The sequence below is a fragment of the Streptomyces sp. NPDC041784 genome, assembly GCF_055591025.1.
The window spans coordinates 134,019-158,489 of record NZ_JBVJAB010000009.1 but is presented as its reverse complement, the minus strand read 5'-3'; the positions used below and the strand labels follow the sequence as shown (position 1 = coordinate 158,489).

The 24,471-nt window shown below is 72.5% G+C and carries 21 protein-coding genes and 1 pseudogene; 3 read left to right on the top strand and 19 right to left on the bottom strand.

Annotated features, from left to right (window positions below):
• Position 1: 1 nt before the first annotated feature.
• Positions 2 to 565 carry a PadR family transcriptional regulator gene (locus tag ACZ6D7_RS21080; RefSeq protein ID WP_469492551.1) on the bottom strand — a complete coding sequence of 188 codons (564 nt, stop codon included), beginning with the start codon at positions 563 to 565 and terminating at the stop codon, positions 2 to 4.
• Positions 566 to 635: 70 nt separating this feature from the next.
• On the opposite strand from ACZ6D7_RS21080, the gene ACZ6D7_RS21075 reads away from it, so the two are divergent.
• Complete coding sequence (locus ACZ6D7_RS21075) at positions 636 to 1,043, top strand: nuclear transport factor 2 family protein (RefSeq protein WP_469492548.1); 408 nt, start codon at positions 636 to 638, stop codon at positions 1,041 to 1,043.
• Between the two features lie 2 nt (positions 1,044 to 1,045).
• Here the strand turns inward: ACZ6D7_RS21075 and ACZ6D7_RS21070 are convergent, their stop codons facing one another.
• Both ACZ6D7_RS21070 and ACZ6D7_RS21065 read right to left on the bottom strand, forming a co-directional pair.
• Positions 1,046 to 1,969 (bottom strand): hypothetical protein, encoded by a 924-nt coding sequence (locus tag ACZ6D7_RS21070; protein ID WP_469492545.1) that lies wholly within the window; start codon positions 1,967 to 1,969, stop codon positions 1,046 to 1,048.
• Positions 1,970 to 2,116: 147 nt separating this feature from the next.
• The gene (locus ACZ6D7_RS21065; RefSeq protein WP_469492542.1) at positions 2,117 to 3,370 is read right to left on the bottom strand and encodes a cytochrome P450 family protein; all 1,254 of its coding nucleotides are present in this window, start codon (positions 3,368 to 3,370) and stop codon (positions 2,117 to 2,119) included.
• A 406-nt stretch (positions 3,371 to 3,776) separates the two neighbouring features.
• Here ACZ6D7_RS21065 and rho point away from each other — a divergent pair, with 406 nt between their 5' ends.
• Together rho and ACZ6D7_RS21055 are read left to right on the top strand one after the other, a co-directional pair.
• Positions 3,777 to 4,916, top strand: a complete 1,140-nt coding sequence (rho, locus tag ACZ6D7_RS21060; protein WP_469492539.1) for a transcription termination factor Rho — start codon at positions 3,777 to 3,779, stop codon at positions 4,914 to 4,916.
• A 117-nt stretch (positions 4,917 to 5,033) separates the two neighbouring features.
• A pseudogene (locus tag ACZ6D7_RS21055) lies at positions 5,034 to 5,879 on the top strand (D-alanyl-D-alanine carboxypeptidase family protein); the annotation flags it as partial.
• An 83-nt stretch (positions 5,880 to 5,962) separates the two neighbouring features.
• On the opposite strand, the gene ACZ6D7_RS21050 reads toward ACZ6D7_RS21055, so the two are convergent.
• From ACZ6D7_RS21050 to ACZ6D7_RS20975, 16 genes are all read right to left on the bottom strand, one after another.
• Positions 5,963 to 7,336, bottom strand: coding sequence for a glycosyltransferase 87 family protein (locus ACZ6D7_RS21050; protein WP_469492536.1), 1,374 nt, complete (start codon positions 7,334 to 7,336; stop codon positions 5,963 to 5,965).
• On the bottom strand, positions 7,333 to 8,730 hold the full coding sequence (mptB, locus tag ACZ6D7_RS21045; protein WP_469492533.1) for a polyprenol phosphomannose-dependent alpha 1,6 mannosyltransferase MptB: 1,398 nt from the start codon (positions 8,728 to 8,730) through the stop codon (positions 7,333 to 7,335). Before mptB ends, ACZ6D7_RS21050 begins: the two co-directional genes overlap by 4 nt.
• 104 nt (positions 8,731 to 8,834) lie before the next feature.
• Positions 8,835 to 10,154 (bottom strand): hypothetical protein, encoded by a 1,320-nt coding sequence (locus ACZ6D7_RS21040; protein WP_469492531.1) that lies wholly within the window; start codon positions 10,152 to 10,154, stop codon positions 8,835 to 8,837.
• Positions 10,155 to 10,219: 65 nt separating this feature from the next.
• On the bottom strand, positions 10,220 to 11,158 hold the full coding sequence (locus tag ACZ6D7_RS21035) for a glutaminase (protein ID WP_469492528.1): 939 nt from the start codon (positions 11,156 to 11,158) through the stop codon (positions 10,220 to 10,222).
• 67 nt (positions 11,159 to 11,225) lie between these two features.
• A complete protein-coding gene (aspA, locus tag ACZ6D7_RS21030) occupies positions 11,226 to 12,686 on the bottom strand; it encodes an aspartate ammonia-lyase (RefSeq protein WP_469492525.1) in 1,461 nt (486 codons plus the stop codon).
• A 635-nt stretch (positions 12,687 to 13,321) separates the two neighbouring features.
• On the bottom strand, positions 13,322 to 14,338 hold the full coding sequence (locus ACZ6D7_RS21025) for an asparaginase (RefSeq protein WP_469492522.1): 1,017 nt from the start codon (positions 14,336 to 14,338) through the stop codon (positions 13,322 to 13,324).
• Positions 14,339 to 14,382: 44 nt separating this feature from the next.
• Complete coding sequence (locus tag ACZ6D7_RS21020) at positions 14,383 to 15,822, bottom strand: amino acid permease (RefSeq protein WP_469492519.1); 1,440 nt, start codon at positions 15,820 to 15,822, stop codon at positions 14,383 to 14,385.
• A complete protein-coding gene (locus tag ACZ6D7_RS21015) occupies positions 15,819 to 16,496 on the bottom strand; it encodes a FadR/GntR family transcriptional regulator (RefSeq protein ID WP_469493050.1) in 678 nt (225 codons plus the stop codon). The genes ACZ6D7_RS21020 and ACZ6D7_RS21015 overlap by 4 nt, the downstream gene beginning before the upstream one ends.
• Before the next feature lie 167 nt (positions 16,497 to 16,663).
• Entirely contained in the window at positions 16,664 to 17,500 is an 837-nt protein-coding gene (locus ACZ6D7_RS21010; protein ID WP_469492516.1) for an undecaprenyl-diphosphate phosphatase, read from the bottom strand.
• A gap of 94 nt (positions 17,501 to 17,594) precedes the next feature.
• Complete coding sequence (gene crcB / locus ACZ6D7_RS21005; RefSeq protein ID WP_469492514.1) at positions 17,595 to 17,960, bottom strand: fluoride efflux transporter CrcB; 366 nt, start codon at positions 17,958 to 17,960, stop codon at positions 17,595 to 17,597.
• Entirely contained in the window at positions 17,957 to 18,337 is a 381-nt protein-coding gene (locus ACZ6D7_RS21000) for a DUF190 domain-containing protein (RefSeq protein ID WP_469492512.1), read from the bottom strand. Before ACZ6D7_RS21000 ends, crcB (ACZ6D7_RS21005) begins: the two co-directional genes overlap by 4 nt.
• Entirely contained in the window at positions 18,334 to 18,792 is a 459-nt protein-coding gene (gene crcB, locus ACZ6D7_RS20995) for a fluoride efflux transporter CrcB (protein ID WP_469492509.1), read from the bottom strand. Before crcB (ACZ6D7_RS20995) ends, ACZ6D7_RS21000 begins: the two co-directional genes overlap by 4 nt.
• Positions 18,793 to 18,934: 142 nt before the next feature.
• On the bottom strand, positions 18,935 to 19,912 hold the full coding sequence (locus ACZ6D7_RS20990; RefSeq protein WP_469492507.1) for an SMP-30/gluconolactonase/LRE family protein: 978 nt from the start codon (positions 19,910 to 19,912) through the stop codon (positions 18,935 to 18,937).
• Between the two features lie 135 nt (positions 19,913 to 20,047).
• On the bottom strand, positions 20,048 to 20,335 hold the full coding sequence (locus ACZ6D7_RS20985; protein WP_469492504.1) for an ArsR family transcriptional regulator: 288 nt from the start codon (positions 20,333 to 20,335) through the stop codon (positions 20,048 to 20,050).
• 223 nt (positions 20,336 to 20,558) lie between these two features.
• Positions 20,559 to 22,118: a glycosyl hydrolase 53 family protein gene (locus ACZ6D7_RS20980; protein WP_469492502.1), complete on the bottom strand. Its 1,560-nt coding sequence runs from the start codon at positions 22,116 to 22,118 to the stop codon at positions 20,559 to 20,561.
• 104 nt (positions 22,119 to 22,222) lie between these two features.
• Positions 22,223 to 24,244 carry a beta-galactosidase gene (locus tag ACZ6D7_RS20975; RefSeq protein ID WP_469492499.1) on the bottom strand — a complete coding sequence of 674 codons (2,022 nt, stop codon included), beginning with the start codon at positions 24,242 to 24,244 and terminating at the stop codon, positions 22,223 to 22,225.
• Positions 24,245 to 24,471 lie beyond the last annotated feature (227 nt).

The window sequence follows — 24,471 nt, the reverse complement described above, 5'->3', positions numbered from 1 at the left end:
CTCAGCCTACGGCGGCCCGCCGCTCCAGCAGGACCAGGGCACGCTCGCACCAGCGCAGGTTCTGCTCCTCGAAGGCGATGCCGGCCATCAGGGTGAGGTACGGGCCGACGCGGTCGGCTTCGCGCAGGTACTGCTCCTCGCTCCGGCCGTCGACGAGCCGGTCCCGGACCCGTTCGTAGCGGGCGAGCTTGCCGCGCGCCCAGCTCATGCGCTCCTCGATCAGCTCACGGGTCACCGCGGGGTCCGTGCCGTCCATCGCCTGGATCTTGATCAGGAGTTCGTCGCGGATCGCGGTGGGGCGGCGCGGCGGCGTCGCGGCGAAGACGCCCAGGTCCGCGCGGCCGGCCTCGGTGAGGGTGAACATCCGTTTGTTGGGCCGGCGTTCCTGCTGGACCACGCGTGCCTCGATCAGTCCGTCCTGCGCGAGCCGCTCCAGCTCGCGGTAGAGCTGCTGCGGGGTCGCGGGCCAGAAGTTCGCGAGGGAGACGTCGAAGAGCTTCGACAGCTCGTAGCCCGAGGCCTCGCCCTCCAGCAGGGCGGCCAGGACGGCGTACTTGAGGGACATGTGGACACGGTAACAGCAGCTGATTATTGTCATCCGCACCTACTCAACAAATTGACTATGAGGTGATCCGATGCGCGCGTTCCGTGAGGCGGTCGAGGCCGGCGATCTCGACGCCGTGGAGGCCCTGCTGGCCGAGAACGTGGTCTTCACCAGCCCGGTCGTGTTCAAGCCGTACCCGGGCCGGGCGATCACCGCGGCGATCCTGCGCGCGGTCTCGCAGGTCTTCGAGGACTTCCGGTACGAGCGGGAGCTGACCGGCGGCGAGGGGCGCGACCACGCGCTGGTGTTCACCGCGCGGGTCGGCGACCGCGAGCTGAGCGGCTGCGACTTCATCCACCTCGACGAGGAGGGACGGATCGACGAACTGACCGTCATGGTGCGGCCGTTGTCGGGGGCGCAGGCGCTCGCGGCGGCGATGGGGGCGCGGTTCGACGAGATCGTGAAGGAGGCGGAGGCGCGGTCGGCCTCCGCCTCCTGACGTCAGCCCTTGAGTTCCTCGAGGGTGGCCCTGGTGTCGGTCTTCAGCCAGTCGATGACCTCGTCCAGCTCCGGCGGGTCCTTGTCGTCGTCGTACGAGGAGAGGTACACGCTGTAGCTCATCGAGTACGTCACCCAGCCGTCCCGTACGGCGAGGGTGGCGTAGCGCGAGCCGCTGTCGGTGCCGGCGGTGGTGTCCTCACTGACGAGGTACGCCTCGTCGCCGATCCCCGTGACGGAGTCGACGTCGTAACCGTCGTGGCTGTCGCCGTAGTTCTTCCACTCGGCCGTGAACTCCGGCCCCGGGTCGGTCTTCTTGTGCAGATCCAGCTGGACGGAGAGGTACGCGTCGGCGTAGCTGGAGCCGGTCTTCTTCAGGCTGATGCTGCAGTAGCCCTGGTCGAGGGCGGCGTCCTCGAGGGTGTTGTCGGTCGGGGTGCCGTCGTTCTCCGGGTACTCGTCCTTGAAGGACGAGTAGTCCGCGCTGCTGCACAGGTTGGACGGGGCCGTGTAGCCGCGCAGGTCCGGTTCGTCGTCCCCGGTGCCACCGATCAGGAAGACACCGGCCGCCCAGGCGGCGGAGGCGACCAGGGCACCGACGGCGGCCCACAGGACGGCCCGTCCGGCGCCGCCGCTGCCGCTGCCGCCGCCGGCGGGCGGCGGGCCGACCACGGGGTAGGCGCCCGGCTGGACATACGGGTTGCCCGGCTGCCCCGGCTGCCCCGGCTGCGCCGGCAGGCCGACGAGAGTGGGCTGGGCGTAGATGTTCGGCTGTCCCGGCTGTCCCGGCTGGGGCGCGGGCGGCGGGAACCCTCCCGGGCCGCCGGGAGCGGGCGACTGCGGGTTCGGATACGGGTAGGCGCTCGGCTGGGCGGGCGCCTCGGACGGCTGCTCGGGTCGCTGCGGAGGCTGAGGCGGCGTGGACATGACGTGAAGATAAGGCAGTGATGGTGGTCAAGTCCCTTGACGTCACAGATCGTTACGCTCTGGGGACATCCGTCATAAACATGGGAAAGACCGGGGTTTGGGGCCCCGGACCTCAGGGTCCAGGGGCATCGGGGGTTCGTAGGGCCGCTATGCGGCGGGCGCCCCGAGGCGTACCGGAAGGGTCCGCACACTGTTGCCGACGAAACTGGAGTGCCGGGGGAGTTCCGGTTCGGGGACGGCGAGTTCAAGGCCTGGGAAGCGGGTGAAGAGCCGCTCCAGGGCGACGGAGGCCTCCAGGCGGGCGAGCGGGGCACCGAGGCAGTAGTGGGCGCCGTGGCCGAGGGAGAGGCCGCGGGCGGCGCCGGGCCGGGCGGGGCGGGTGACGTCGAACCGGTCGGCGTCGGGGCCGTGCGCGGCCGGGTCGCGGCCGGCGGCGGAGTACCCGGCCAGGACGGGGGTGCCCCGGGGGACGAGGGTGCCGTCGAGCGTGAGGTCGCGCACCGGGTAGCGGAACGGGAAGTAGCTGACGGGCGCGTCCCAGCGCAGGGTCTCCTCGACCACGTCCGCCCAGCTCGCCTCCCCCTCGCGCACGAGGGCGAGCTGGTCGCGGTGGCCGCACAGGGCGCGGACGGCGTTGGTGATGAGGTTGAGGGTGGTCTCGTGGCCGGCGACGATCATCAGCAGCAGGGTGCCGACGAGTTCCTGCGGGGCGAGCCGGTCGCCGTCCTCGTCCCGCGCCGCGATGAGGGCGCTGGTGAGGTCGTCGCCGGGGTGCTCGGCCCTGGCGGCGGCGATCTCGCCCAGGACGGCGACGAGTTCGCGGTTGGCGGCGACGGCTTCCTCGGGGCCGATGTCGGTGGCCACCACCTGGTCGGACAGGTGGTGCAGCCGGTCGCGGTAGCCGGCGTCCACGCCGAGGAGTTCGCCGATCACCCCCATCGGCAGGGGCAGCGCGAAGTGCCGGCGCAGGTCGGCGACTCCCCCGCCGGTCCCGGCCGCCCGCTCCAGATCGGCCAGCAGCGTGTCCGTCAACTCCTCGACGCGCGGCCGGAGTTCCTCGACCCTGCGGGCGGTGAACGCACGGCTGACGAGGGAGCGCAGCCTGCGGTGGTCGTCGCCGTCGGCCGTCGTCATGCCCGGCACGGTCGCGAAGGTCATGAGCGGCCACCCCTCGGAGATCCGGCCCTCCCGCAGGGCGGTGAAGTGCAGTGCGTTCTTGGCGACATCGGGGTGCGAGAGGAACTCCCTGAGCGCGTCGTGACCGAGGACCGCCATCCCCTCGATGTCCCCGGGCAGCAGCACCGGAGCGACGGCGCCCCGGGCGAGCAGGCGCGCGTTGGCGGCGTGCGGGCAGCCGCCGGAGGGGTCGAGACGATGGGGCGTGCCGGTCCGGTCGTCCACCGGTGACTCCTGGGGGAAGAGGGTGTTGGGGCCGGCCGGTCCGGCGGATCCTGCCGGAGGCGCGGGGCGGTGCCGTACGGCGACCGATTCTGCCCGCTCGCCGCGCCGGACGCAGCAGTGCCGCCGGTCTGTTCGGCAGGGTCGTCCCCATCGGTGTGGTACCGTGCAGTCAGCACTTGTGTACGCCCCGCTCGGGCGCCGGTGCCAGTTCCCTTTCGGTTCGCCGATCCGCCCGCCGTTCTCTTCGGCCGGTGCAGCGGCTTTCCCTCACCACCTCATCCGCGCCTCAGTCGTGGCCGAGGTGCTGTTCCCGCCGCCCGAGGCGCGCTGCGCGCCCTCCCTTCGCGGCCGTACCCCCCTTCTTCCGCATGTCTCATGCCTTCCGTCCGTGAAAGGACCGACCACCATGACCACCACGCTCGAACACCCTCCCGTACAACAGCCCCCGGCCCGGGTCGCCTCCGGTGTCCTCGACATCGACGCGAGCGGGAAGGGGTACCTGCGCGCCGCGGATCTGCTGCCCACCCCCGGCGACCTCCAGGTCCCGGCCGCCCTGATCCGCCGTCACGACCTGCGCAAGGGCGACCTCGTCGAAGGAGTGCGCGGCGCCCAGCGGACCCTGACCGAGGTCGCCCGCGTCGGCGGCCTCGCCTCCGACGCGGTGCGCGGGCGCCGTCACTTCCGCGACCTCACGCCCCTGCATCCGCATCGCCGACTGCGTCTGGAACACCCGGGCGCGGGCCTGGCCGGACGGCTCGTCGACCTGCTCGCACCGGTCGGCAAGGGACAGCGCGGGCTGATCGTCGCGCCGCCCAGGACCGGCAAGACCGTGCTCATCCAGCAGATCGCCGCCGCCGTCGCCGGAAACCACCCCGAGGCCCGGTTGATGGTGGTGCTCCTCGACGAACGCCCCGAGGAGGTCACCGACATGCGGCGCTCGGTGCGCGGCGAGGTGTACGCCTCGACCTTCGACCGGGCACCCCGGCAGCACATCGCCCTCGCCGAACTCGTCATCGAGCGTGCCAAGCGGCTCGTCGAGGCGGGCGAGGACGTCGTGATCCTCCTCGACTCGCTGACCCGGCTGTGCCGGGCGCACAACAACGCGGCCGCCGCCGGGGGCCGCACCCTCAGCGGTGGCGTCGACGCGACCGCGCTGATCGGGCCCAAGCGGTTCTTCGGGGCCGCGCGGGCGGCCGAGGAGGGCGGTTCGCTCACCGTCCTCGCCACCGCGCTGGTCGAGACCGGCTCCCGCGCCGACAACTTCTTCTTCGAGGAGTTGAAGGGCACCGGCAACATGGAGCTGAGCCTGGACCGCGAGCCGGCCTCCCGCCGGGTCTTCCCGGCCGTGGACATCACCGCCTCCGGCACCCGCCGCGAGGAACTCCTCCTCTCCCCCGCCGAGTCGGCCGCCGTCCGCGGCCTGCGCCGCGCCCTCCAGCCCCGGGACGGCCGCACCGGCCTGGAGGCGCTCCTGGAGCGGATGCGGGAGACCCCGGACAACGCGACGTTCCTGCGGCGCGTGCAGCCGACGCTGCCAGCGGGCTGAGCGCCCGGGGCGGCAGGCGCCGCCGTCCGTGACCGGCGTGCGGCATCCGGGTGCTCACCCACGGGCGTTCGGCACGGGCAGCGCGGCACGGGCCCGGTTCATTTCTACGTTGATCATATGAAAATCGGATTCTCTTCCCGTGCCGCCGTGTCGGCGTGTGTCCTGTGTGCGGCAGGTGTCCTGGCGCTGGGCCCGACCGTGGCCGCCGCCCCGGCCGGGACGGATCCGGGAGCACCCGGCGGGCCCGGCGAGCCGCGCGTGAGCGCACCCCGGCCCGCCCTGCTGTACCGGCCCGGCACCCAGGTCCGGCCGCACCGGGGAGCGCCCGAGGTCCCGGACGTCTCCGCGCTGTCCTGGCTGGTGGCCGACGCCCGCACCGGCGAGGTCCTCGCCGCGGCGGACGCCCACCGCAGACTCCCGCCCGCCAGCACGCTGAAGACACTGTTCGCCCTCACGGTGCTGCCGGTCCTGCCCGGCGGGATCCGGCACCGGGTGACGGAGGACGAACTGCTGGGCATCGGGCCCGGCAGCAGCCTGGTCGGCGTCGCCGAGGGCCGCACCTACCGGGTCGCCGACCTGTGGCGCGGGGTGTTCCTCAACTCCGGCAACGACGCCGTGCACGTCCTGGCCGCCCTCAGCGGCGGCTGGCGTACGACGGCCGCCCGGATGCAGGCCAAGGCGCGGGCGCTGGGCGCACTGGACACACGCGTGCTGTCGCCCGACGGGTACGACACCCCGGGCCAGGTGTCCTCGGCGTACGACCTGGCGGTGTTCGGCCGGGCCGGGCTGCGCAACGCGGACTTCGCCCGGTACTGCGCCACGGTGGACGCGCCGTTCCCCGGGGGCGGGGGACGGTCGTACCCGATCCGCAACACCAACCGGCTGCTGACCGGGGAGGACGGGGTCGATCCGTATCCCGGGTTGATCGGGATCAAGAACGGCTACACCAGCGAGGCGGGCAACACGCTGGTGGCCGCCGCCCGCCGGGACGGGCGCACCCTCGTGGTGACGGTGATGAACCCTCGGGCGGGCGGCGGCTTCGCCGTCTACGAGGAGGCGCGCGAATTGCTCGACTGGGGGTTCGCGGCCGCCGGGCGGGTCGATCCGGTGGGCTCGCTGGACGCGCTGCGGACCCGGCCGAGGCCCGGTCCCGACGTCGGGCCGGCCGCCGCGGCGGCGGTCACCTCGGGGGTCCCTTCGGCGGACGCCGGGCCGTCCGGCTGGTCGGCGGCGGTCTCGATCGCGGCGGCCGCCGCGCTGGGCGGGGCCGCCGTGGCGCTCGTGCTGGGGCTCGCCTTCCGCCGCCCGGCCGGTTCCTGACCGACCGGCAGCCACAGCAGCAGGCCCAGCGTGATCCAGGCGTACATGTTCGAGCCCAGGAACCCGTCCACGCCGGAGGCGTCGTCGAACCACAGCCACACCACGCTGGTGCACAGCACCGCGTACAGGGCGCCCGCGACACGCGGGTGCCCGGCGCGGATCAGCAGCGCGAAGGACGGCAGCAGCCACACCAGGTGGTGCACCCAGGTGACGGGGCTGACCAGGCAGGCGGTGAGGCCGGTGAGGGCGAAGGCCGTCGTCCAGTCGTCGGCGGCCACCGACCGCCGGACCCGGCGCGCCCACACGTACAGCACCAGCACGACGAGGAGCGCCCACACGGCCCGGCTCTCCACGCCCAGCCGGGCCAGGACGCCCTGGAGCGACTGGTTCGACACATAGTCGAGCCGGCCCACCCGGGTGGTGTCCCACATCGCCCGGGTCCAGTAGAAGCGCGAGGCGTCCGGGGCGATGAGCGCGGCGAGCGCGGTCGCCGCGAGGGCCACGCCCACGGCGACGGCGGCCGCGCGCCACCGTCGGGCGACGAGCAGCAGGCCGATGAAGAGCGCCGGCGTGAGCTTGACCGCCGCCGCCAGCCCGATCCCGATGCCGGCCCAGCGGCCCCGGCCGGTCGCCAGCAGCCGGCAGTCGACCAGCACGAGAGCCAGCAGGAGCAGGTTCACCTGGCCGAAGCTGAAGGTGTCCCGCAGCGGTTCGAACAGCGCGAGGACGCAGGCGACGAGGGCTGCGCCGTACCAGCCGTGCCGCCGCCAGCCCGGCCCGGCCAGGATCCGCACGACCACGGCGAGTGCCGCCAGGTTGAGCAGCAGGGCGGCCGCGATCGCGGTGCGCAGCCCGACGAGCGCCATCGGCAACATCGTGACGGCCGCGAAGGGCGGGTAGGTGAATCCGTACGGGGTGCCGGGCACCCGGTAGTCGTAGACGCGTCCGTCGTGGTGGATCCAGCTGTCGACGGTGCCGTAGTAGACGCGCAGATCGAACCAGTCGCGCAGCAGCGGCACGGTCACGGTGAAGACGGCGACGGCGGCGACGAGCAGGCACAGCAGCAGGAGGCGGCCACGGTCCGTGGCGGGTGCTCTCATGCCGTACGTCCCAGCGCGTCCGGGGTCTGGGCCGCGAGCCGGGCCTGCCACAGGACGACCACGGCGAGCGCGCCGCCGCAGACCGCGAGGAGCAGGCGCCCGGAGTCGACCGGTCCGCCGTCGGGCAGGACGGCGAGGGCGAGGACGCCCGCCACGGCGGCCATCCGGTGCCGGACCGAGGTGCTGGGTGCCGCGGCGGCGATGAGGAACAGGCCCCACAGCGCGTACCAGGGGCGGATCGCGGGGCCGAACGCGGCCACCACGGCGAGGCTCAGGCCCAGCGCGTACACCGGCCGGGGCCGCAGCCGCCACCATATGGCGATCAGGGCGACCCCGGTGACGGCGAGGCCGAGGGCGTGCCAGGCGGGCACGGCGAGCGGGGCCAGGTCGCTGCCGGCGTGCTCCAGCAGGGCGCCGGTGGCCCGGCCGAGCAGGCTGGTGAGGGCCCAGTTCTGCGGGGACACGGGGGTGTCCAGGGCGGCTATCCACCCGTATCCCGTGCCCGCGACGGCGGTGGCGGCGACCGTGGTGACGGCGGAGGCGGCCACGGTCGTCAGGACGGCGGGCACCGGGCGGCGGCCCGCGCGCAGCTGGAGCACGATGACCGCGGCCAGGCCGAGCGCGGCCGGTGCCTTGACCAGGGCGGCGAGGGTGACCAGCACGGCGGCCGGCACCGGGTGGCGGCCCAGCGCGGCGACCAGGCCGATGCCCAGCAGGCCCAGCATGATGGCGTCGTTGTGGGCGCCGGCCACCAGGTGCAGCAGGACCAGCGGGTTGAGGGCGCCGAGCCACAGGGCGGCGGCCGGGTCGGCGCCGCTGTGCCGGGCCAGCCGGGGCAGCGCGGCCGCCATCAGCGCCACCCCGCACAGGGCGACCAGCCGCATCCCGAGGAGTCCGGCGGGCAGTTCGCCGTGGGTCAGGCCGGACAGGGCCGCGGCGAGGGCGAGGAAGACCGGGCCGTAGGGGGCTCCGGTGTGCCGCCACAGCGGGGCGACCTCGTCGGCGAGCGGGCCGCCGAGCCGGGACGGCCCGTGCGCGTACACGTCGATATGGGCGTCGACCATGGCGCCCTGGGCCAGATAGCTGTAGACGTCCCGGCTGAACAGGGGCGGCGCGATCAGCAGCGGCGCCGCCCACACGGCGAGGACGAGCACGAGGGCGCGTGGTGTCGGCGGATCCTCGCCGCGCACCGGACGGCCGAGGAGGACCCAGGCCGCGGTCAGCAGCACCAGCCCGAAGTACACCCCGACCAGGCCCAGTACGGCGTGCACCGAGGACGGGGCGAGGAGTTCCCGGGCGGGCAGCGCGCCGGCCGTCTCGCCGCCCAGGGCGAGACAGGCCGTACCGGCCAGGCCCAGTACCTGGCAGCGGCGGAGATCGACAGGAAAAGCCATGGCCAACACTCGGTCAGAGTGGCGTCACCGGGTGGCCGGAAAGCGTCGTTCCGCTCGACTGCCGTGGTCCTGCGCATGACCGCCGGGTGAGCGTTCCGAGACGGTCAGCGGAACCGCGAACTGGACACCGGTCCGGCGGACTTGACCCGGGTCCGCTCGCCGGTCAGCCAGGTGCCGCGGACCGCCGTCACGAACTCCGTGAGCCGCTCGACCGGATCGGCCGGCGTCCCGCCGTCGCCCTCGTCCGGCGTCGGGTCGGCGGCCACGATGTCGGCGGCGATCTCCGCCTCGGGCCGCTCGTCGGGCTCGCCCCGCTCCAGACCGCCGTCGGCGCCGCCCCGCAGTCCCGCCGCCCAGGGCGCGACCGCCGACTGGTGGAACAGCGCGACACTGTCGGGGGTGACGGCCGGTGTGTCCGTCCAGCAGCTCGCGTGCTCGTGGAGCACCTGCCCCGGCGCGCGGTGCAGCAACCGCTCGAGCACCTGGGGGCCCTGGTCCGCCTCGAGCGTCTCGTTCAGGTCGTAGGCGATGACGACGGCGTCGGGCCGCTCCGGTTCGAAGGGCAGGGCCGGCAGGTCCAGGATCTCGGCGGCGGCCAGGCCCAGGACGCGGCTGCCGCGGTCGGGCAGCAGGGAGACCGAGCCGGGTCGTGTCCCGGCCGCCTCCAGCACCGCCTTCAGGCGCAGCAGACCGCGCAGACACTGGTCGTGGGTGTCCTGGAGCCAGGCGTACCGTCCGGCCATGCCCGCGTCGAAGCCGTACGGGGAGAGGGTGCCCAGGACGGTGCCGCCGAGGACGTAACTCCAGCCCCGCAGGTCGGTGCCGTCCAGCGGGCTCGCCGGCGCGGCGCTCTCGGCACGGGCCAGGACGCGGTTCTGCCGGTCGCGGGCGGGCAGCCACATGTCGTCGTCCGGGGCCGGCAGCAGCGCGTGGTGGCGGCGGGCCAGATCCAGGTCGCCGGCGAGGACCGCGTTGAAGACCAGCAGATAGCGGTCGGGCCAGGCGGCGAGGCCGTCCTCGTGCGCGGTCAGGACGTCGACCGCCTCGCGGTGGCGCTCCTCGCGCTCGTACGCCGAGACCAGTTCGCGCATCGCCGCGACGGAGCCCGGGACCAGGCGCAGCGCCTCGCGCAGCGCGGGTATCGCGAGGTAGGGGACACCGCGCTCCACGCACGCGTACCCGAAGTCGTAGAGGTGCTGCGGCTTGTCGGGCGCCGCGGCCAGCGCGCCGGCGGCCTTCTCCAGATCCTCGAACCCGGCCGCCCCGGCGGCCCGGCCGACCACGAGGGCGACCTCCGCGAGCGGCTGGTCCTCGGCCCCGTGCCGCAACTGCCGCAGCGCCCCGGGCACGTCACCTGTGTCGAGGGACTCCCAGGCCTTGAGCAGTTCGGGGGACTTGGGGCGGCGATTCCTGCGCGAGAACATGCCGAGGATCTTCGCCGGTGACCGGCCTCCGCCTCAACGCAATAAAGCGGGGCGGTGGACCCGGCTCAGAACACGGAGAGCCCCGTGAGGGTCGTGAAGCGGTCCAGGGCCGCGACGCCCGCCACGGAGTTGCCGCGTTCGTCCAGGCCGGGGCTCCAGACGCAGAGGGTGCAGCGGCCCGGGACGACGGCGATGATGCCGCCGCCGACACCGCTCTTGCCGGGCAGGCCGACGCGGTAGGCGAAGTCGCCGGCCGCGTCGTACGTGCCGCAGGTCAGCATCACCGCGTTGACCTGCTTGGCCTGGCTGCGGGTGAGCAGGCGGCTGCCGTCGGCCCGGATGCCGTGCCGGGCGAGGAAGGAGGTGGCCAGGGCGAGGTCGGCGCAGGACGCGGTGAGCGAGCACTGCCGGAAGTACTGGTCGAGGAGGGCGGGCACCGGGTTGCCGATGTTGCCGTAGGAGGCCATGAAGTGGGCGAGGGCGGCGTTGCGGTCGCCGTGCGCGCTCTCCGAGGCGCCGATCTCCTCGTCGAAGGCCAGCTCCGGGTTGCCGCTCTCGGCGCGCAGGAACGCGAGGAGTTCCCCGGCCGCGTCGCCGGTACGGCTGTGCAGACGGTCGGTGACGACCAGCGCGCCCGCGTTGATGAACGGGTTGCGCGGGATGCCGTTCTCGTACTCCAGCTGGACCAGGGAGTTGAAGGGGTTGCCGGAGGGTTCGCGGCCCACGTGCTCCCAGAGCGCGTCGCCCTCACGGGAGAGTTCGAGGGCGAGGGTGAACACCTTGGTGATGGACTGGGTGGAGAACGGCTCGCGCCAGTCCCCCACCCCGTACACCGTGCCGTCCAGTTCGGCGACGGCCATGCCGAAGCGGCGCGGGTCGACGGCGGCCAGCGCCGGGATGTAGTCGGCGGGGCGGCCGCGGCCGGGGGTGTGCTCCAGTTCTTCGGCGATGCGTTCCAGGACCGGCTGGAAGGCGAGGGACGACGTCGTTGTCATGATCACCATTGTGCCTCCCGCGCCGGTTCTGGCGCGTCGTCGCAGGTCAGGGCAGCTCAGGACGGGTCAGGACGGGTCAGACCCTAGGGGATCCGCTGCCCGCGAGCACCTCCGGGCGCAGCAGGTCGGCCAGGGTCTCGGCGGGCAACAGGCCCTTCTCCAGCACGAGTTCGGCGACCCCGCGACCGGTGACGAGGGCCTCCTTGGCGATGTCGGTGGCCGCCGTGTACCCGATGTGCGGGTTGAGGGCGGTGACCAGGCCGATGGAGTTCTCGACGCTCGCGCGCAGCACCTCGGTGTTGGCGGTGATGCCGTCCACGCAGCGCTCGGCGAGGGTGAGGCAGGCGGCGCGCAGATGCGTGATGCTCTCCGACAGGGAGTGCAGGATGATCGGCTCGAAGGCGTTGAGCTGGAGCTGTCCGGCCTCGGCGGCCATGGTGATGGTGACGTCGTTGCCGATCACCTCGAAGGCGACCTGGTTCACGACCTCGGGGATCACCGGGTTGACCTTGCCGGGCATGATCGACGAGCCCGCCTGCACGGGCGGCAGGTTGATCTCGCCGAGGCCGGCGCGCGGGCCGGAGGACAGCAGGCGCAGGTCGTTGCAGCTCTTGGAGAGCTTGACGGCGATCCGCTTGAGCACGCCGGACATCTGGACGAAGGCGCCGCAGTCCTGGGTGGCCTCGACCAGGTTGGCCGCGGTGACCAGCGGCAGGCCGGTGATCTCGGCGAGATGGCGGCGGGCCGACTCGGCGTATCCGGCGGGGGCGTTGAGGCCGGTGCCGATCGCGGTGGCGCCGAGGTTGATCTCGTGGATCAGCTCGACGGCCTCGGCGAGCCGGCTGCGGTCCTCGTCGAGCATGACGGCGTACGCCGAGAACTCCTGGCCGAGGGTCATCGGCACCGCGTCCTGGAGCTGTGTACGGCCCATCTTCAGCACGTCGCGGAACTCGACGGCCTTGCGGCCGAAGGAGTCCTGGAGGACGGCCATCGCCTTGAGCAGCCCGCGCACGGCGAAGACGGTCGCGACCTTCACGGCCGTCGGGTAGACGTCGTTCGTCGACTGCCCGAGGTTGACGTCCTCGTTGGGGTGCAGGTGCTGGTACTGCCCCTTCTCGTGGCCGAGCAGCTCCAGGGCCCGGTTCGCGACGACCTCGTTGGCGTTCATGTTGGTCGAGGTGCCGGCGCCGCCCTGGATGACGTCGACGACGAACTGGTCGTGCAGCTTCCCGGCGCGGATCTCCCGGCAGGCGGTGACGATCGCGGCGGCCTTCTCCGGCGCCAGCAGACCGAGCTCCTGGTTGGCGAGCGCGGCGGCCTCCTTGACGGCGGCGAGGGCGTCGACGAGATGCGGGTAGGCGGAGATCCGCGTACCCGTGATCGGGAAGTTCTCCGTGGCACGCAGGGTGTGGATGCCCCAGTACGCGTCGGCGGGGACGTCCCGGTCACCGAGCAGGTCGTGTTCGTTGCGGGTGACGCTCGCGCTGTCGGTGCCGGTTGTGCTGTCGGTGGCGGAGGCGGAGGCGGAGGCGGTCATGAGGGTGCGGCCTCTTTCTGGGGATGAGGGTGAGGGGAGGGGGTGACGTCGGGGTGGGGTGGCGGGTCGGCTCGGGCGGTACGGGATACGGGCTGGGGCCTGGCGGCTCGGGCTTACCGGTTGGCTCCGGGTGGCTGGCGAACAGCTCGGGCGGTACGGATGGCTCCGGATGACCGGCAGTCGGCTCGGGCGGTACGGGATGGCGCCCGCCCGAGCCGACCGGGCACCGGTCCGGTGGTGACCGGACCGGCGGGTTCGAGGGGCGGCCGCCGCGCGCCGGGCCGGTACCCGGCCACGGGGCGTCCAGGCGTCCCGCACCCCGGCGGTCGCCGCCTGCATGCGGACGACGAGGCGCCGCCCCACTGGGGCACTCGGCGACGACCGCCACGGACCGTGACCGGGCTCCGAGGCGTCGCCCGACCGGGCGGCCCGCCGCCGCGATCACCGAGGCAGACCGTCGCACGCCGAACCGGCATCGACCGAGCGACGCGCGGCGACAACCACCAACGGCCCCTGGCCGAAGCGCCGGGTGCCGGGCCCGGGCCGACCGCGGTGACCACCGGCACAGCCCGCGGTGACATCCGCGCCGACCCGACCGGCCCCCGTCGCACCACACCCCGCCCGCGACCGACCCGTCAGGCGCAGGCCCGGACGATGACCGGGTCCAACGTGCGGGCCGGGCGGATCGCGCCGACCGGTTCGCCGCCGCCGAGCAGGGCCTCCCCCGCGAACTCGGTGAGGAGTGCGGGATCGACGCCGGCCCGGGCGAGGGCGGCCGCGGTGACCGGGATCCGGGCCCGGTTCGCGCCGTCGGAGATCTTCACGGCGACGGCCCGGCCGTCGGGGAGGGCGGCGACCTCCACGCCCTCGAAGCCGTCCTTGGCGAGCAGGCCGGCGACGGCCCGCATCAGGGCGGCCACGTCCCGGCCGGAGCCGGAGGCCATCTCGGCGTGGTCGCGCATGGCGTCCGCGACCCGGGCCTCGGGCGTGCCGGGCGCCGCCGTGGTGATCCGGGCGGCGGCCCGGGCGAGGCCGTGCAGGGAGACGGAGAAGAGCGGGGCGCCGCACCCGTCGACGGTGACCCGTGCGATCCGCTGCCCGGTGAGGTCCTCGACGATCTCCGCGATCGCCTGCTGGAGCGGGTGCTCCGGGTCGAGGTAGTCGTCGAGGGACCAGCCGTTGAGCTTGCAGGTGTACAGCATGGCCGCGTGCTTGCCGGAGCAGTTCTGGGCCGCTCGGGAGGGCTCCCGGCCGTCCCGGATCCACGCGTCGCGGACGGCGGGGCCGTACGGCAGGTCCGGCACGTTGCGCAGGTCGTCCTCGGTGAGGCCGGCCAGGGCGAGGATCCGCCGGGTCCCGGCGAGGTGGCGTTCCTCGCCGGAGTGGCTGGCGGCGGTGAGCGAGAGCAGCTCGCCGTCGAGCGGCAGCCCGGCCCGGACCATGGCGACGGCCTGGACCGGCTTGAGCGCCGAGCGCGGGTAGAAGGCGGCCTCGATGTCGCCGAGCTGGAGCTCGACCTCACCGCCCGTGCCGAGGACGACGACGGAACCGTAGTGGATGCCCTCGGTCACCCCGCCGCGGACGAGGTGGGCGACGGGTGCGTGGAGGGGTTCGCGGATCGCGGGGGCGTCGGCGAGGGAACTGCTGTACATCACTGCCTGGATCACCGGTGGGTTGTCGTGGGCCGGCGCCGGGGTCACGCGTCGGCCTTGGCGGAGGTGCGCGCGCGGTTGCGGCGGACGGCGTACCACCCGGCGACGAGCGCGGCGACGATCAGCGGCAGGCACAGCACGGTGGTGCGTCCGGCGCCGCCGTCGGCGTACATGAGGACCAGGACCGACGCGAGGAAGAACAGCGTCACGAGTTCGGTCCAGGGGGAGCCCGGGAGCTGGTAGTCCGGGCGGGTCAGCTCGCCCTTCTGGGTCTTCTGCCAGAAGAGGAGGTGACAGATCATGATCATGCCCCAGGTGGAGAGGATGCCGATCGCCGCGAAGTTCAGGACGATCTCGAAGGCGTCCGCCGGGACCACGAAGTTCAGACCGACGCCCAGGACACAGATACCGCTGGTGAGCAGAATGCCGCCGTACGGGACCTGGCTGCGGCTCATCACGCCCGTGAACTTCGGCGCGGAGCCGGACATCGCCATGGAGCGCAGGATGCGGCCGGTGGAGTACAGGCCGGAGTTCAGCGACGACATCGCCGCCGTCAGGACCACCAGGTTCATCACGCCGCCCGCCGCCGGGATGCCGATGTTGGAGAGCACGGTGACGAAGGGGCTCTCGCCGGACGTGTACTTGTTCCACGGGAGCAGCATCGACAGCAGGACGACCGAGCCGACGTAGAACAGGCCCACGCGCCACATGATCGAGTTGATCGCCTTGGGCATGATCTTCTCGGGGTTCTCGGTCTCGCCGGCGGCGACGCCGACCAGTTCGACGGAGGCGTAGGCGAAGACGACGCCCTGGATGATCAGCAGCATGGGCAGCAGGCCGTTGGGGAAGACGCCGCCGTTGTCGGTGATCAGGGAGGGGCCGGGGGTGGTGCCGTCCACCGGGTGCTGGGTGACCAGCAGGAAGATGCCGATGCACATGAAGATCACCAGGGCGCTGACCTTCACGATGGCGAACCAGAACTCCAGTTCGCCGAAGATCTTCACGGAGATCAGGTTCACGGTGAGGACGACGGCCAGGGCGATCAGCGCGATCACCCACTGGGGTATGTCGGAGAACATGCCCCAGTAGTGGGTGTAGGTGGCCACCGCGGTGATGTCGGCGATCCCGGTGGTGGCCCAGTTCAGGAAGTACATCCAGCCCGCGGTGTACGCGCCCTTCTCGCCGAGGAACTCTCGGGCGTACGACACGAAGGCGCCGGAGGACGGGCGGTACAGGACGAGTTCGCCGAGGGCGCGCACGACCAGGAAGGCGAAGACGCCGCAGACGGCGTAGGCGATGAAGAGGGAGGGTCCGGCGTCGGCGAGCCGGCCGCCGGCGCCGAGGAAGAGGCCGGTGCCGATGGCGCCGCCGATGGCGATCATGTTGACGTGCCGGGACTTCAGGGACTTGCTGTACCCGGCGTCTCCGGCGTCCACGTGACGGGACGAGGGGCGCGTCTCGTCTTTGAGGTGCTGTTCGCTCACGCCTCGGGTCCGCCTTCCAGGGGGGTGTCCGTGCGCGGGGCGCGCACGATGTCGGTGAGGGTCGTCTCGACGCGGTCGAGGTGGTGGCTCATCGCCTCCACCGCGTCGGGTTCGGAACCGTCGATCAGCGCCTCGACGATCGCCCGGTGCTCGCGGTTGGACTGCTCGCGCCGGCCGCCCAGTTCGTTGAGGAAGGCCGACTGACGCGCCAGTGCGTCCCGGATCTCCTCGATGACCCGGCGGAACACCGGGTTCTGGGCGGCCTCGGCGACGGCCAGGTGGAAGAGGGTGTCCATCGCGACCCACGCGGTGGTGTCCGTCTCCCGCTCCATGCGGTCGAGCAGATGAGCCAGATGGTCCAGGTTCTCGGGGGTGCGGCGCAGGGCCGCGTACCCGGCGACCGGGATCTCGACGTGCCGGCGCACCTCCAGCAGGTCGCTGGCCGCGTAGTCGCCGAAGGTGGGGTCCTCGACGGTGTTCGCGATCACGAAGGTGCCCTTGCCGGTCTTGGCGACCGTGAGGCCCATGGTCTGCAGGGCGCGCAGGGCCTCCCGCAGCACGGGCCGGGACACCTCGAGGGTGCGGCACAGCTCCGCCTCGGAGGGGAGCTTGTCGCCGATCGCGTATTCGCCGCGCTCGATGGCGTCGCGAAGGTGGGTGAGGACCGCTTCCATGGCGCTGATGCGCCGCGGCCCCGAGCCACCTGTCTGGCTGTCTGACAGGTTCACGGGAGAGATGTTCCGGGTGACGTACGGGTGGTGTCAAGGGAGGTGAAAGGAAAAATGCAGCGGTCGGGAAGTCTGCATGCGGACTTCCCGACCGTGCGGAGGCGTGTGCGGGGTCAGCTGTTCAGCACGCCCGTGCCCAACAGCCCGAACAGCGCGAGGCCCACGACGATCCGGTAGATCACGAACGCGTTGAAGGAGTGCTTGGCGACGAACTTCAGCAGCCAGGCGATGGAGGCGTACGCCACACCGAAGGAGACCAGCGTGCCGACGACCAGCGGGGCGGCCCCCGCGCCGGTGCCGAGCGCGTCCTTCAGCTCGTACAGGCCGGCGCCGGTCAGGGCGGGGATGCCGAGGAAGAACGACAGCCGGGTGGCGGCGACCCGGTCCAGGTCCAGCATGAGCGCGGTGGACATGGTGGCACCGGAGCGGGAGAAGCCGGGGAAGAGCAGCGCGAGGATCTGGGAGCTGCCGACCAGCATCGCGTCCTTGAACGAGGTGTCGTCCTCACCGCGCTTGTGCCGGCCCATCCGGTCGGCGGCCCACATCACGCCGCTGCCCACGATCAGCGAGCCCGCCACCACCCAGAGAGAGGCCAACGGCCCCTCGATGAGCGGCTTGGCGGCCAGGCCGACGGCGACGATCGGGAGCGTCGCGTAGATCACCCACCAGGCGAACTTGTAGTCGTGGTGGACGCGCTCCTCGCGGTCGCGCAGCCCGCGGAACCAGGCCGAGACGATCCGCACGATGTCCTTGCGGAAGTACACCAGGACGGCCGCGATCGCGCCGACCTGGATCACGGCCGAGAAGCCGACGACCGCGTCGTCGTCGACCGGGATGCCCATCAGGCCCTCGGTGATCTTCAGATGGCCGGTGGAGGAGACGGGGAGGAACTCGGTCACTCCCTCGACGGCTCCGAGGACTACGGCTTGGCCGACGGAGATGGCGCTCATGGAATCCAGTTCTGACGAGATCGGTGGGGTCGACGGGCTCGGTGGCCGGGTGGTGCGGAGGACAGTCCTACCAGCCGCGGGTGCGGCCGGCGGGCTACGGCCAGACCGCCTGACCTATCGCCACCCCCGCGAACGCGGCCCCCAGGCCCGCCACCAGACTCCCCACGACGTTGGCCAGCGCATAGAGCCCCGCACCCGTCTCGGCCAGCCGCAGCGTCTCGTACGAGAAGGTCGAGTACGTCGTCAGCGCCCCGCACAGCCCGGTCCCCAGGAACAGCCGCAGGTCGGGCGGGGCCGCCGCGGCGCCGGTGAGGGTGCCGAGGACCAGGCAGCCGACGACGTTGACGACGAAGGTGCCCCAGGGGAAGACCGAGTCGTGCCGGGACTGCACCGCGCGGTCGGTCAGATAGCGCAGCGGGGCGCCGATCATGCCGCCCGCGACGACCACCAGCCAGTTCACAACGACTTCTTACCCTTCGTGTCCGGTTCGCCCCGCTCTCCGGAGCGGTCGGCGCGCCGCAGGACATGGCACTCGTCGAGGGTCACCAGAGCGTCCGGGACGAGTTCGTCGAGCTGTGGGAGGAACTGCTGCACGCGCTCCTCCGTGTCGACGATGACGACCGCCACCGGCAGGTCCTCGCTGAGCGAGAGCAGCCGGGAGGTGTGGATCAGGGCGGAGGCGCCGAAGCCCTCGATGCCCCGGAAGACGCTGGCGCCCGAGAGACCGGCGGCGTGGGCGCGGTGGACGATCTCGGTGTAGAGGGGTCTGTGGTGCCAGGTGTCGTGCTCGCTCAGATGGACGGTCACGCGCAGGGCGTTGCCGGTCAGCCTGGTCATCGCTGCCTCCGGGTGAGGACGACGCGGCGGGTCGCGGTGGCCGCGAGCCACACCGCGGTGAGCGCCGCGCACAGGGTCGCGGCCAGATAGGCCAGGGCCGTGGCGACACGGCCCGCGTCGGCCAGCCGCTGGATGTCGACGGCATAGGTCGAGAAGGTGGTGAAGCCGCCCAGGACGCCGGTGCCGAAGAAGGGGCGCACGAGCCGGTGGGCGGTGACGGCCTCCGTGATCACCACCAGGAACACGCCGATCACCGCGCAGCCGACGACGTTCACCCAGAAGGTGGTCCAGGGGAAGCCGCCGGGGTGCGTGGGCCACCACAGCGATGCCGCGTAGCGGGCGGCGGCGCCGAGCGCGCCGCCGACGGCGACCACGGCGACGACCGGGAGCTGTCCGGTCCCGGGGGGCCGCCGCGAGGCGCTGGTACGGAGGCTCCCGGCCTCCGGGGCTGTCATGTCGTACGCCTCCTGCCTGGACCGCCGGCGCCCGGCGCGCGGGGTGATCGCGGCTGGTCACAGGGTAGCGCCGGGCCGCAAGGGGCTTCCTCGCCCTCGGGCGCGCCCGTCTGACGGGCCCCGTCCCGGGGCGCCCCGGGGGTCACTCGCGTCGTTTGCTCTCGGGCGCCTCGCAGACCGCGATGCCGCGTTCGTGGAGGCTGCCCAGGATCAGCCGGCCGCCGGTCTCGCAGACGCTGGTGACCATGCGGAAGCCGGAGCGGCGGCGGGTGAGGTGGTGCAGGACGCGGCCGTCGTCGTCGACCGCGAGCACGCCGACCGTGCCCGAGGGGCGGTAGGGCAGGCGCGCGGCCGGCCGGGCGGCGGCGCGGCGGACGGCGGGGGCGGCGCGGTGCAGGAGGTCGAGGGGCAGGACGCGCGGGCCGGCCAGGGCGACCCAGACCGGGCCGTCGGGGGCGCCGCGCCACAGGTTGTCCGGGTGTCCCGGCAGGTTCTCGACGAGGGGTTCGGCGTGCCCGGCCCGGGGGCCGGTGAGCCGGAAGCGGGTGAGGCGGCGGGCGCCGGTCTCGGCGACGATCAGGGCGCTGTCGTCCGCGCAGCGCGCCAGACCGTTGGCGAACTGGAGCCCGTCCAGGACGACTTCGGCCTCGGCGGCACCGGGGTCCAGGCGCAACAGGCGGCCCGTGCCGGTGTGTTCGACCAGGTCGCCCATCCAGTCCCGCAGCGGGTGGACGCGGCTGGAGACGGTGAAGTAGACCGTGCCGTCGGGCAGCGCGACGACGTTGCTGCAGAACCGCAGCCGCTCGCCCGCTGCCGACTCGGTCAGGACGCGGACGTTGCCGGTGCCGCCCTCGGGATCGACACGCAGCAGCGCGCCGTCGGCGTCGCACACCAACAGGTCGCCGTCGGGGAGGAGTTCGAGTCCGAGCGGCCGGCCGCCGATCTCGGCGATGTGCTCGACACGGGCGGCCGGCGGGTCGTCCAGGCCGTCGATACGCAGGATCCGTCCGTCCGACAGCCCGGTGAGGACGCGGCCTCGGGGATCGGCGACGACGTCTTCGGGTCCGTGCCCGGGGAGGGTGATGTACCTGAGGGGGACGAGAGCCGTCCGCAGGTCCATAAGGTTCCGCCCTTCCTGAAGGAGGCGGCCATCCTCGCAGGCAGGAGCGTCGGCGACGGTGGGTAACCGGGGTCCTTTGCCGTGGCTTTCCGCAGGAGGATCTCTCTCTCCCCTGGTGTCCCTTGGCGACATTCTCTACCACCCCTTCTCGAACATGCGCGCCACCTCGGCGATGCGCATCTCGTCGCGCCGGTAGTAGACGCGCCGGCGGATGCGCTTGGCGCGCAGCAGGCCGATGTCGGCGAGCAGGGCGAGGTGGGTGTCCGCCACCTCGCGGCGCACGCCCAGCTTGGCGGCGACGGCGGCCGCCGGCACGCCGTCCTCGACGAGGTCGGCGTGGCGCTGCGGCGGGAAGTGCCGGGCCGGCTCCTTCAGCCACTCCAGAATGGTGAGCCGCCGCTCGCCTGCGGGAGTCCTCAGCATCGTCGTCCCCCTCCGTCCGGGCCTCCTCGGTACCGCGTCTTCCCACTGTTTCGCAGCGAAGGCCGCCGTGTCCCGAACTCCGCGAGCCTTGGCCGGGATCGAACACCCTTGCCATAAAGGGCTGTTCGACACAGGGGTGGAGAGCGGCCCGGGAACGGGAGGGCGAACGGGTGGGGCCCGGCCGCGTGGTGCGGCCGGGCCCCGGGGTCACGACGTCGGTGGATCAGCGGTGGCTGAACCACGCCATGGCGGACAGGGCCTTGTCGTCGTAGCCGAACAGGGCCTGGTTCTCCCAGCCGTTGCCGGAGGAGGCGTCGGTCGGGTCCCAGCCGTTGCCGGTCACGGCGGTCCAGGTCGCCTCCCAGTAGAAGACGCCGAGACCGCGGCCGTTCGGGACGGCCTCCACGATGTTCGCGACGGCGTTCATCCAGGCCAACTGACCTGCCGCGGTCGCCGGGTAGCCGGACACCAGCTCATCGGTCAGATTGATGATGTTCTCGTGCGAGTCCTCGCTGTCCAGCCGGAACGGGTAGGCCGTCTCGGCGACGAACACCGGCTTGGCGTAGCGGGAGGCCGCGTCGTCCAGGGTGGTCTGGAAGTCGGCGAGCGTGCCGTGCCAGTAGCCGTAGTACGACAGGCCGATCGCGTCGAACTTCACACCGTTCGCCACGGCGCTGTCGAACCACCAGCGGGTGCCGGACAGATCGCCGCCCTTGGCGAGGTGCAGGGCCACCGTGGTGGACGAGTTGACCGCCTTGACGGCGTCGTAGCCGGAGTTGAGCAGCCCGGCCAGCTGGCTCCAGTTGTCGGTGGAGCCCTCGGACCACAGCATGCCGCCGTTGATCTCGTTGCCGACCTGGACCATGTCGGCGGTGGTGCCCTGCGCCTTGAGCGCGTTCAGCACGTCGTACGTGTGGTTGTACACGTCCGTCTTGAGCTGGCTGTACGAGTGGCCCGCCCAGGCGGCCGGCTTGGACTGGGCGCCGGGGTCGGCCCAGGTGTCCGAGTAGTGGAAGTCGACCAGGAGCTTCTGCCCGGCGGCCTTGACCCGCTTGGCCAGGGCGAGGACGCGCGTCTTGTTGTGGTAGCCGTCGGCCGGGTTGACCCAGACCTTCACGCGCGCGTAGTTCATGCCGGCGTTCTTCAGGATGGTGACCGCGTCGCCGGTGCTGCCCGAACTGCTCTTGTAGACACCGCCCTTGGCCTCGCTCTTGGGCAGGGACGAGATGTCGGCACCCTTGATCGACAGTCCGGAGGTGCCGGACGCGAAGGTCAGGTCGTCGACATTGATCCAGTTGCCCGCGTTGGCGTCACTGCTGATGCTGATGGTGCACTGGTTGTTCGTCACGCTGACCGGGACGACGACACGGATCCACCCGCTCGCCGACACGGGCAGGTCGGTGCGCTGTTCGGTGCCGCCGCAGTTCTTCAGGGCTATGGAGGCGGAGTTCTGGCCGCCGCTGGAGCGGACCCAGGCGGTGAGCTTGTAGGAGCCGTTGGTCAGCCCGGAGAGGTACTGGTACGTCTCCACCTTGTACGCGGTGCCCGCCCAGTGGGAGAGGCGGTAGCTGCCGCCGTGCCCGCCTGACTCCGAGAACGAGGCGCCCGTGTCGCCGTACTCCGACCAGCCGGTGGGCGCGGCCGCCCCGGCGCCGTCGGTCTCGAATCCGCCGTTGGTGAGGGTGCTCGCCGCCTGCGCGCTCTGCGCGGGCAGGACGGTGAGGGCGAGACCCGCGGCCAGCGGCGGCAGCAGGGCCTTCAGGGTGCGTCTGGGATGGAACATCGTCGTCCGTCGTCCCTTCGACGTGATGGGGATGGGTTCCCTCAGGAGGTGAGGGGCCCCCTCCGCCCGCGGCTCGCGGCTCCACGGGCGGAGGGGGAGTCGGCTCAGCCGTCGAGTCGGACGACCCGTACGGCTCCCGCCGGGACCGCGAGGCGGCCCGCGGCGCGTTCGCCCGTCAGCAGCTCGGTGCCGGCTGTCTCCAGCGGCACCTTGGCGTCGGTGGCGGTGTGGTTGACGGCGAAGAGGTAGCTGCCGTTCTCCCCCGAGCGGCGCACGACCTCGACGTCCCGGGGCAGGTCGGCGCGCGGGGCGACCGCCGCGTCCTCGGCGGCCCGGCCGAGCAGCGCGTCCAGGCCCTCGTGACCGAGGCGGGTGGAGACGTACCAGGCGGTGCCCTCGCCGAGACAGTGCCGGGTGACGGCGGGGTGTCCCGCGGTGAGGCCGTCGGCGTACGTCCAGACGGTCTCGGCGCCGCGCGGCACCACGAACTCCGTCCACACGTCACCGGTCGGCTCGGAGCCGTCGGGGCCGGTCAGGCGCACGCTCTGTCCGGGCAGCAGCGGGGAGAACTCCTCGACGGTCAGGCCCAGGACGTCCCGGAGCGCACCCGGGTAGGGGCCCTCGTGGACGGCGTCGTGCTCATCGACGATGCCGGAGAAGAACGACACGACGAGGGTGCCGCCGCGCTCGACGTACTCCCGGAGGTTGTCGCCGGCCGCCTCCGTCATCAGGTACAGGGCGGGCACGACCACCAGCGGGTACGCCGACAGGTCGGACTCCGGGTGGGCGAAGTCGACGGTGAGGTGGCGGTCGTAGAGCGCCTCGTAGAACGCGTCGGCGCGCTCGCGCGGGTCGGCGTCCTCACTGGGGCGCCAGTCGAGGTTCTGCGCCCACCAGGAGTGCCAGTCCCAGAGCACGGCTACATCGGCCTCGGTGCGGCTGCCGCGGATCGCGGCGAGGGAGTCGAGGGAGGCGCCCAGCTCCACGACCTCGCGCCACACGCGCGTGTCGGTGCCGCCGTGCGGGACCATCGCCGAGTGGAACTTCTCGGCGCCGCGCCGGGACTGGCGCCACTGGAAGAACATCGCGCCCTCGGAGCCGCGCGCCACATGGCCGAGGGAGTTGCGGGCCATCTGGCCCGGCGCCTTGGCGGGGTTGCGCGGCTGCCAGTTGACGCCCGAGGTGGAGTGCTCCAGGAGGATCCAGGGGGCGCCGCCGGCGACGGAGCGGGTGAGGTCGGCGGCCATCGCGAGGTTGACGTGGGTGCGGCGGCCGTCGGTGATCAGGTAGTGGTCGTTGGTGACGATGTCGACCTCGCGGCCCCAGGCCCAGTAGTCGACGGAGTCGCACTGGCTGAGGGCCGTCATGAAGTTGGTGGTGACCGGGACGCCCGGCGCGAGGCGGTGCAGGATGTCCCGCTCCGCCACGAAGTTCTCGCGCATGGTGGCGTCGGCGAACCGCTTGTAGTCCAGCGCCTGGCCGGGGTTGCCGACCGTCGGGGTGGCCCGCGGCGGGTGGATGTCCTCGAGGCTCGCGTAACGCTGGCCCCAGAAGGCGGTGCCCCAGGCCTCGTTCACCGCGTCGACGCCGCCGTGCGTGGTCTCCAGCCAACGGCGGAAGTGGGCGGCGCAGGAGTCGCAGTAGCAGGCGGAGACGGGGACACCGTACTCGTTGTGCACATGCCACATGGCGAGCGCCGGGTGGTCGCCGTAGCGCTCGGCGAGCCGGGTGGTGATGTTCGCGGCGGCGGCGCGGTAGTCGGCGTTGCTGTGGCAGATGGCGCCGCGGGAGCCGAACTCCAGGCGTACGCCCTCCGGGGTCACGGGCAGTGCCTCGGGGTGCGCGCGGTAGAACCAGACCGGCGGGACCACGGTCGGGGTGCCCAGGTCGACACGGATGCCGTTCTCGTGGAGCAGGCCGATGATCCGGTCCAGCCAGCCGAAGTCGTACACCCCGGGCGAGGGCTCCAGGAGGGCCCAGGAGAAGATCCCGACACTCACCATCGTGACGCCGGCCTCGCGCATCAGCCGGACGTCGTCCTGCCAGACGGTTTCCGGCCACTGCTCGGGGTTGTAGTCCCCACCGAAGGCGAGCCTGGTGAGGCCCCTGGGGGTGGTCTCCGGCATGGATTTCTCCCGTTTAATCGATCATTTGGGAACGTGCACACAACTCTGCGGCGGTGTGAGCCCAACATAACCGCACAGCAACAACCATTGACAAGTGTCCGGGATGTTTCTCTACTGTGAACGCTCACAGACAGCATGACGGGTCCTCGCGACGGGCGAGGTCCCCCGGTCGTGCGTTCGCATGGCAGGTTTCCGCACCCGGCGGGAACCCAGGTCAGGGGAGAGAT

Excerpts from the sequence above, each read along its gene's own strand:
- ACZ6D7_RS21080 (WP_469492551.1), bottom strand. The coding sequence starts at position 565 with ATGTCCCTCAAGTACGCCGTCCTGGCCGCCCTGCTGGAGGGCGAGGCC.
- ACZ6D7_RS21075 (WP_469492548.1), top strand. The coding sequence starts at position 636 with ATGCGCGCGTTCCGTGAGGCGGTCGAGGCCGGCGATCTCGACGCCGTG.
- ACZ6D7_RS21070 (WP_469492545.1), bottom strand. The coding sequence starts at position 1,969 with ATGTCCACGCCGCCTCAGCCTCCGCAGCGACCCGAGCAGCCGTCCGAG.
- rho (WP_469492539.1), top strand. The coding sequence starts at position 3,777 with ATGACCACCACGCTCGAACACCCTCCCGTACAACAGCCCCCGGCCCGG.
- ACZ6D7_RS21050 (WP_469492536.1), bottom strand. The coding sequence starts at position 7,336 with ATGAGAGCACCCGCCACGGACCGTGGCCGCCTCCTGCTGCTGTGCCTG.
- mptB (WP_469492533.1), bottom strand. The coding sequence starts at position 8,730 with ATGGCTTTTCCTGTCGATCTCCGCCGCTGCCAGGTACTGGGCCTGGCC.
- ACZ6D7_RS21040 (WP_469492531.1), bottom strand. The coding sequence starts at position 10,154 with ATGTTCTCGCGCAGGAATCGCCGCCCCAAGTCCCCCGAACTGCTCAAG.
- ACZ6D7_RS21035 (WP_469492528.1), bottom strand. The coding sequence starts at position 11,158 with ATGGTGATCATGACAACGACGTCGTCCCTCGCCTTCCAGCCGGTCCTG.
- aspA (WP_469492525.1), bottom strand. The coding sequence starts at position 12,686 with ATGACCGCCTCCGCCTCCGCCTCCGCCACCGACAGCACAACCGGCACC.
- ACZ6D7_RS21025 (WP_469492522.1), bottom strand. The coding sequence starts at position 14,338 with ATGTACAGCAGTTCCCTCGCCGACGCCCCCGCGATCCGCGAACCCCTC.
- ACZ6D7_RS21015 (WP_469493050.1), bottom strand. The coding sequence starts at position 16,496 with ATGGAAGCGGTCCTCACCCACCTTCGCGACGCCATCGAGCGCGGCGAA.
- ACZ6D7_RS21010 (WP_469492516.1), bottom strand. The coding sequence starts at position 17,500 with ATGAGCGCCATCTCCGTCGGCCAAGCCGTAGTCCTCGGAGCCGTCGAG.
- ACZ6D7_RS21000 (WP_469492512.1), bottom strand. The coding sequence starts at position 18,337 with ATGACCAGGCTGACCGGCAACGCCCTGCGCGTGACCGTCCATCTGAGC.
- crcB (WP_469492509.1), bottom strand. The coding sequence starts at position 18,792 with ATGACAGCCCCGGAGGCCGGGAGCCTCCGTACCAGCGCCTCGCGGCGG.
- ACZ6D7_RS20990 (WP_469492507.1), bottom strand. The coding sequence starts at position 19,912 with ATGGACCTGCGGACGGCTCTCGTCCCCCTCAGGTACATCACCCTCCCC.
- ACZ6D7_RS20985 (WP_469492504.1), bottom strand. The coding sequence starts at position 20,335 with ATGCTGAGGACTCCCGCAGGCGAGCGGCGGCTCACCATTCTGGAGTGG.
- ACZ6D7_RS20980 (WP_469492502.1), bottom strand. The coding sequence starts at position 22,118 with ATGTTCCATCCCAGACGCACCCTGAAGGCCCTGCTGCCGCCGCTGGCC.
- ACZ6D7_RS20975 (WP_469492499.1), bottom strand. The coding sequence starts at position 24,244 with ATGCCGGAGACCACCCCCAGGGGCCTCACCAGGCTCGCCTTCGGTGGG.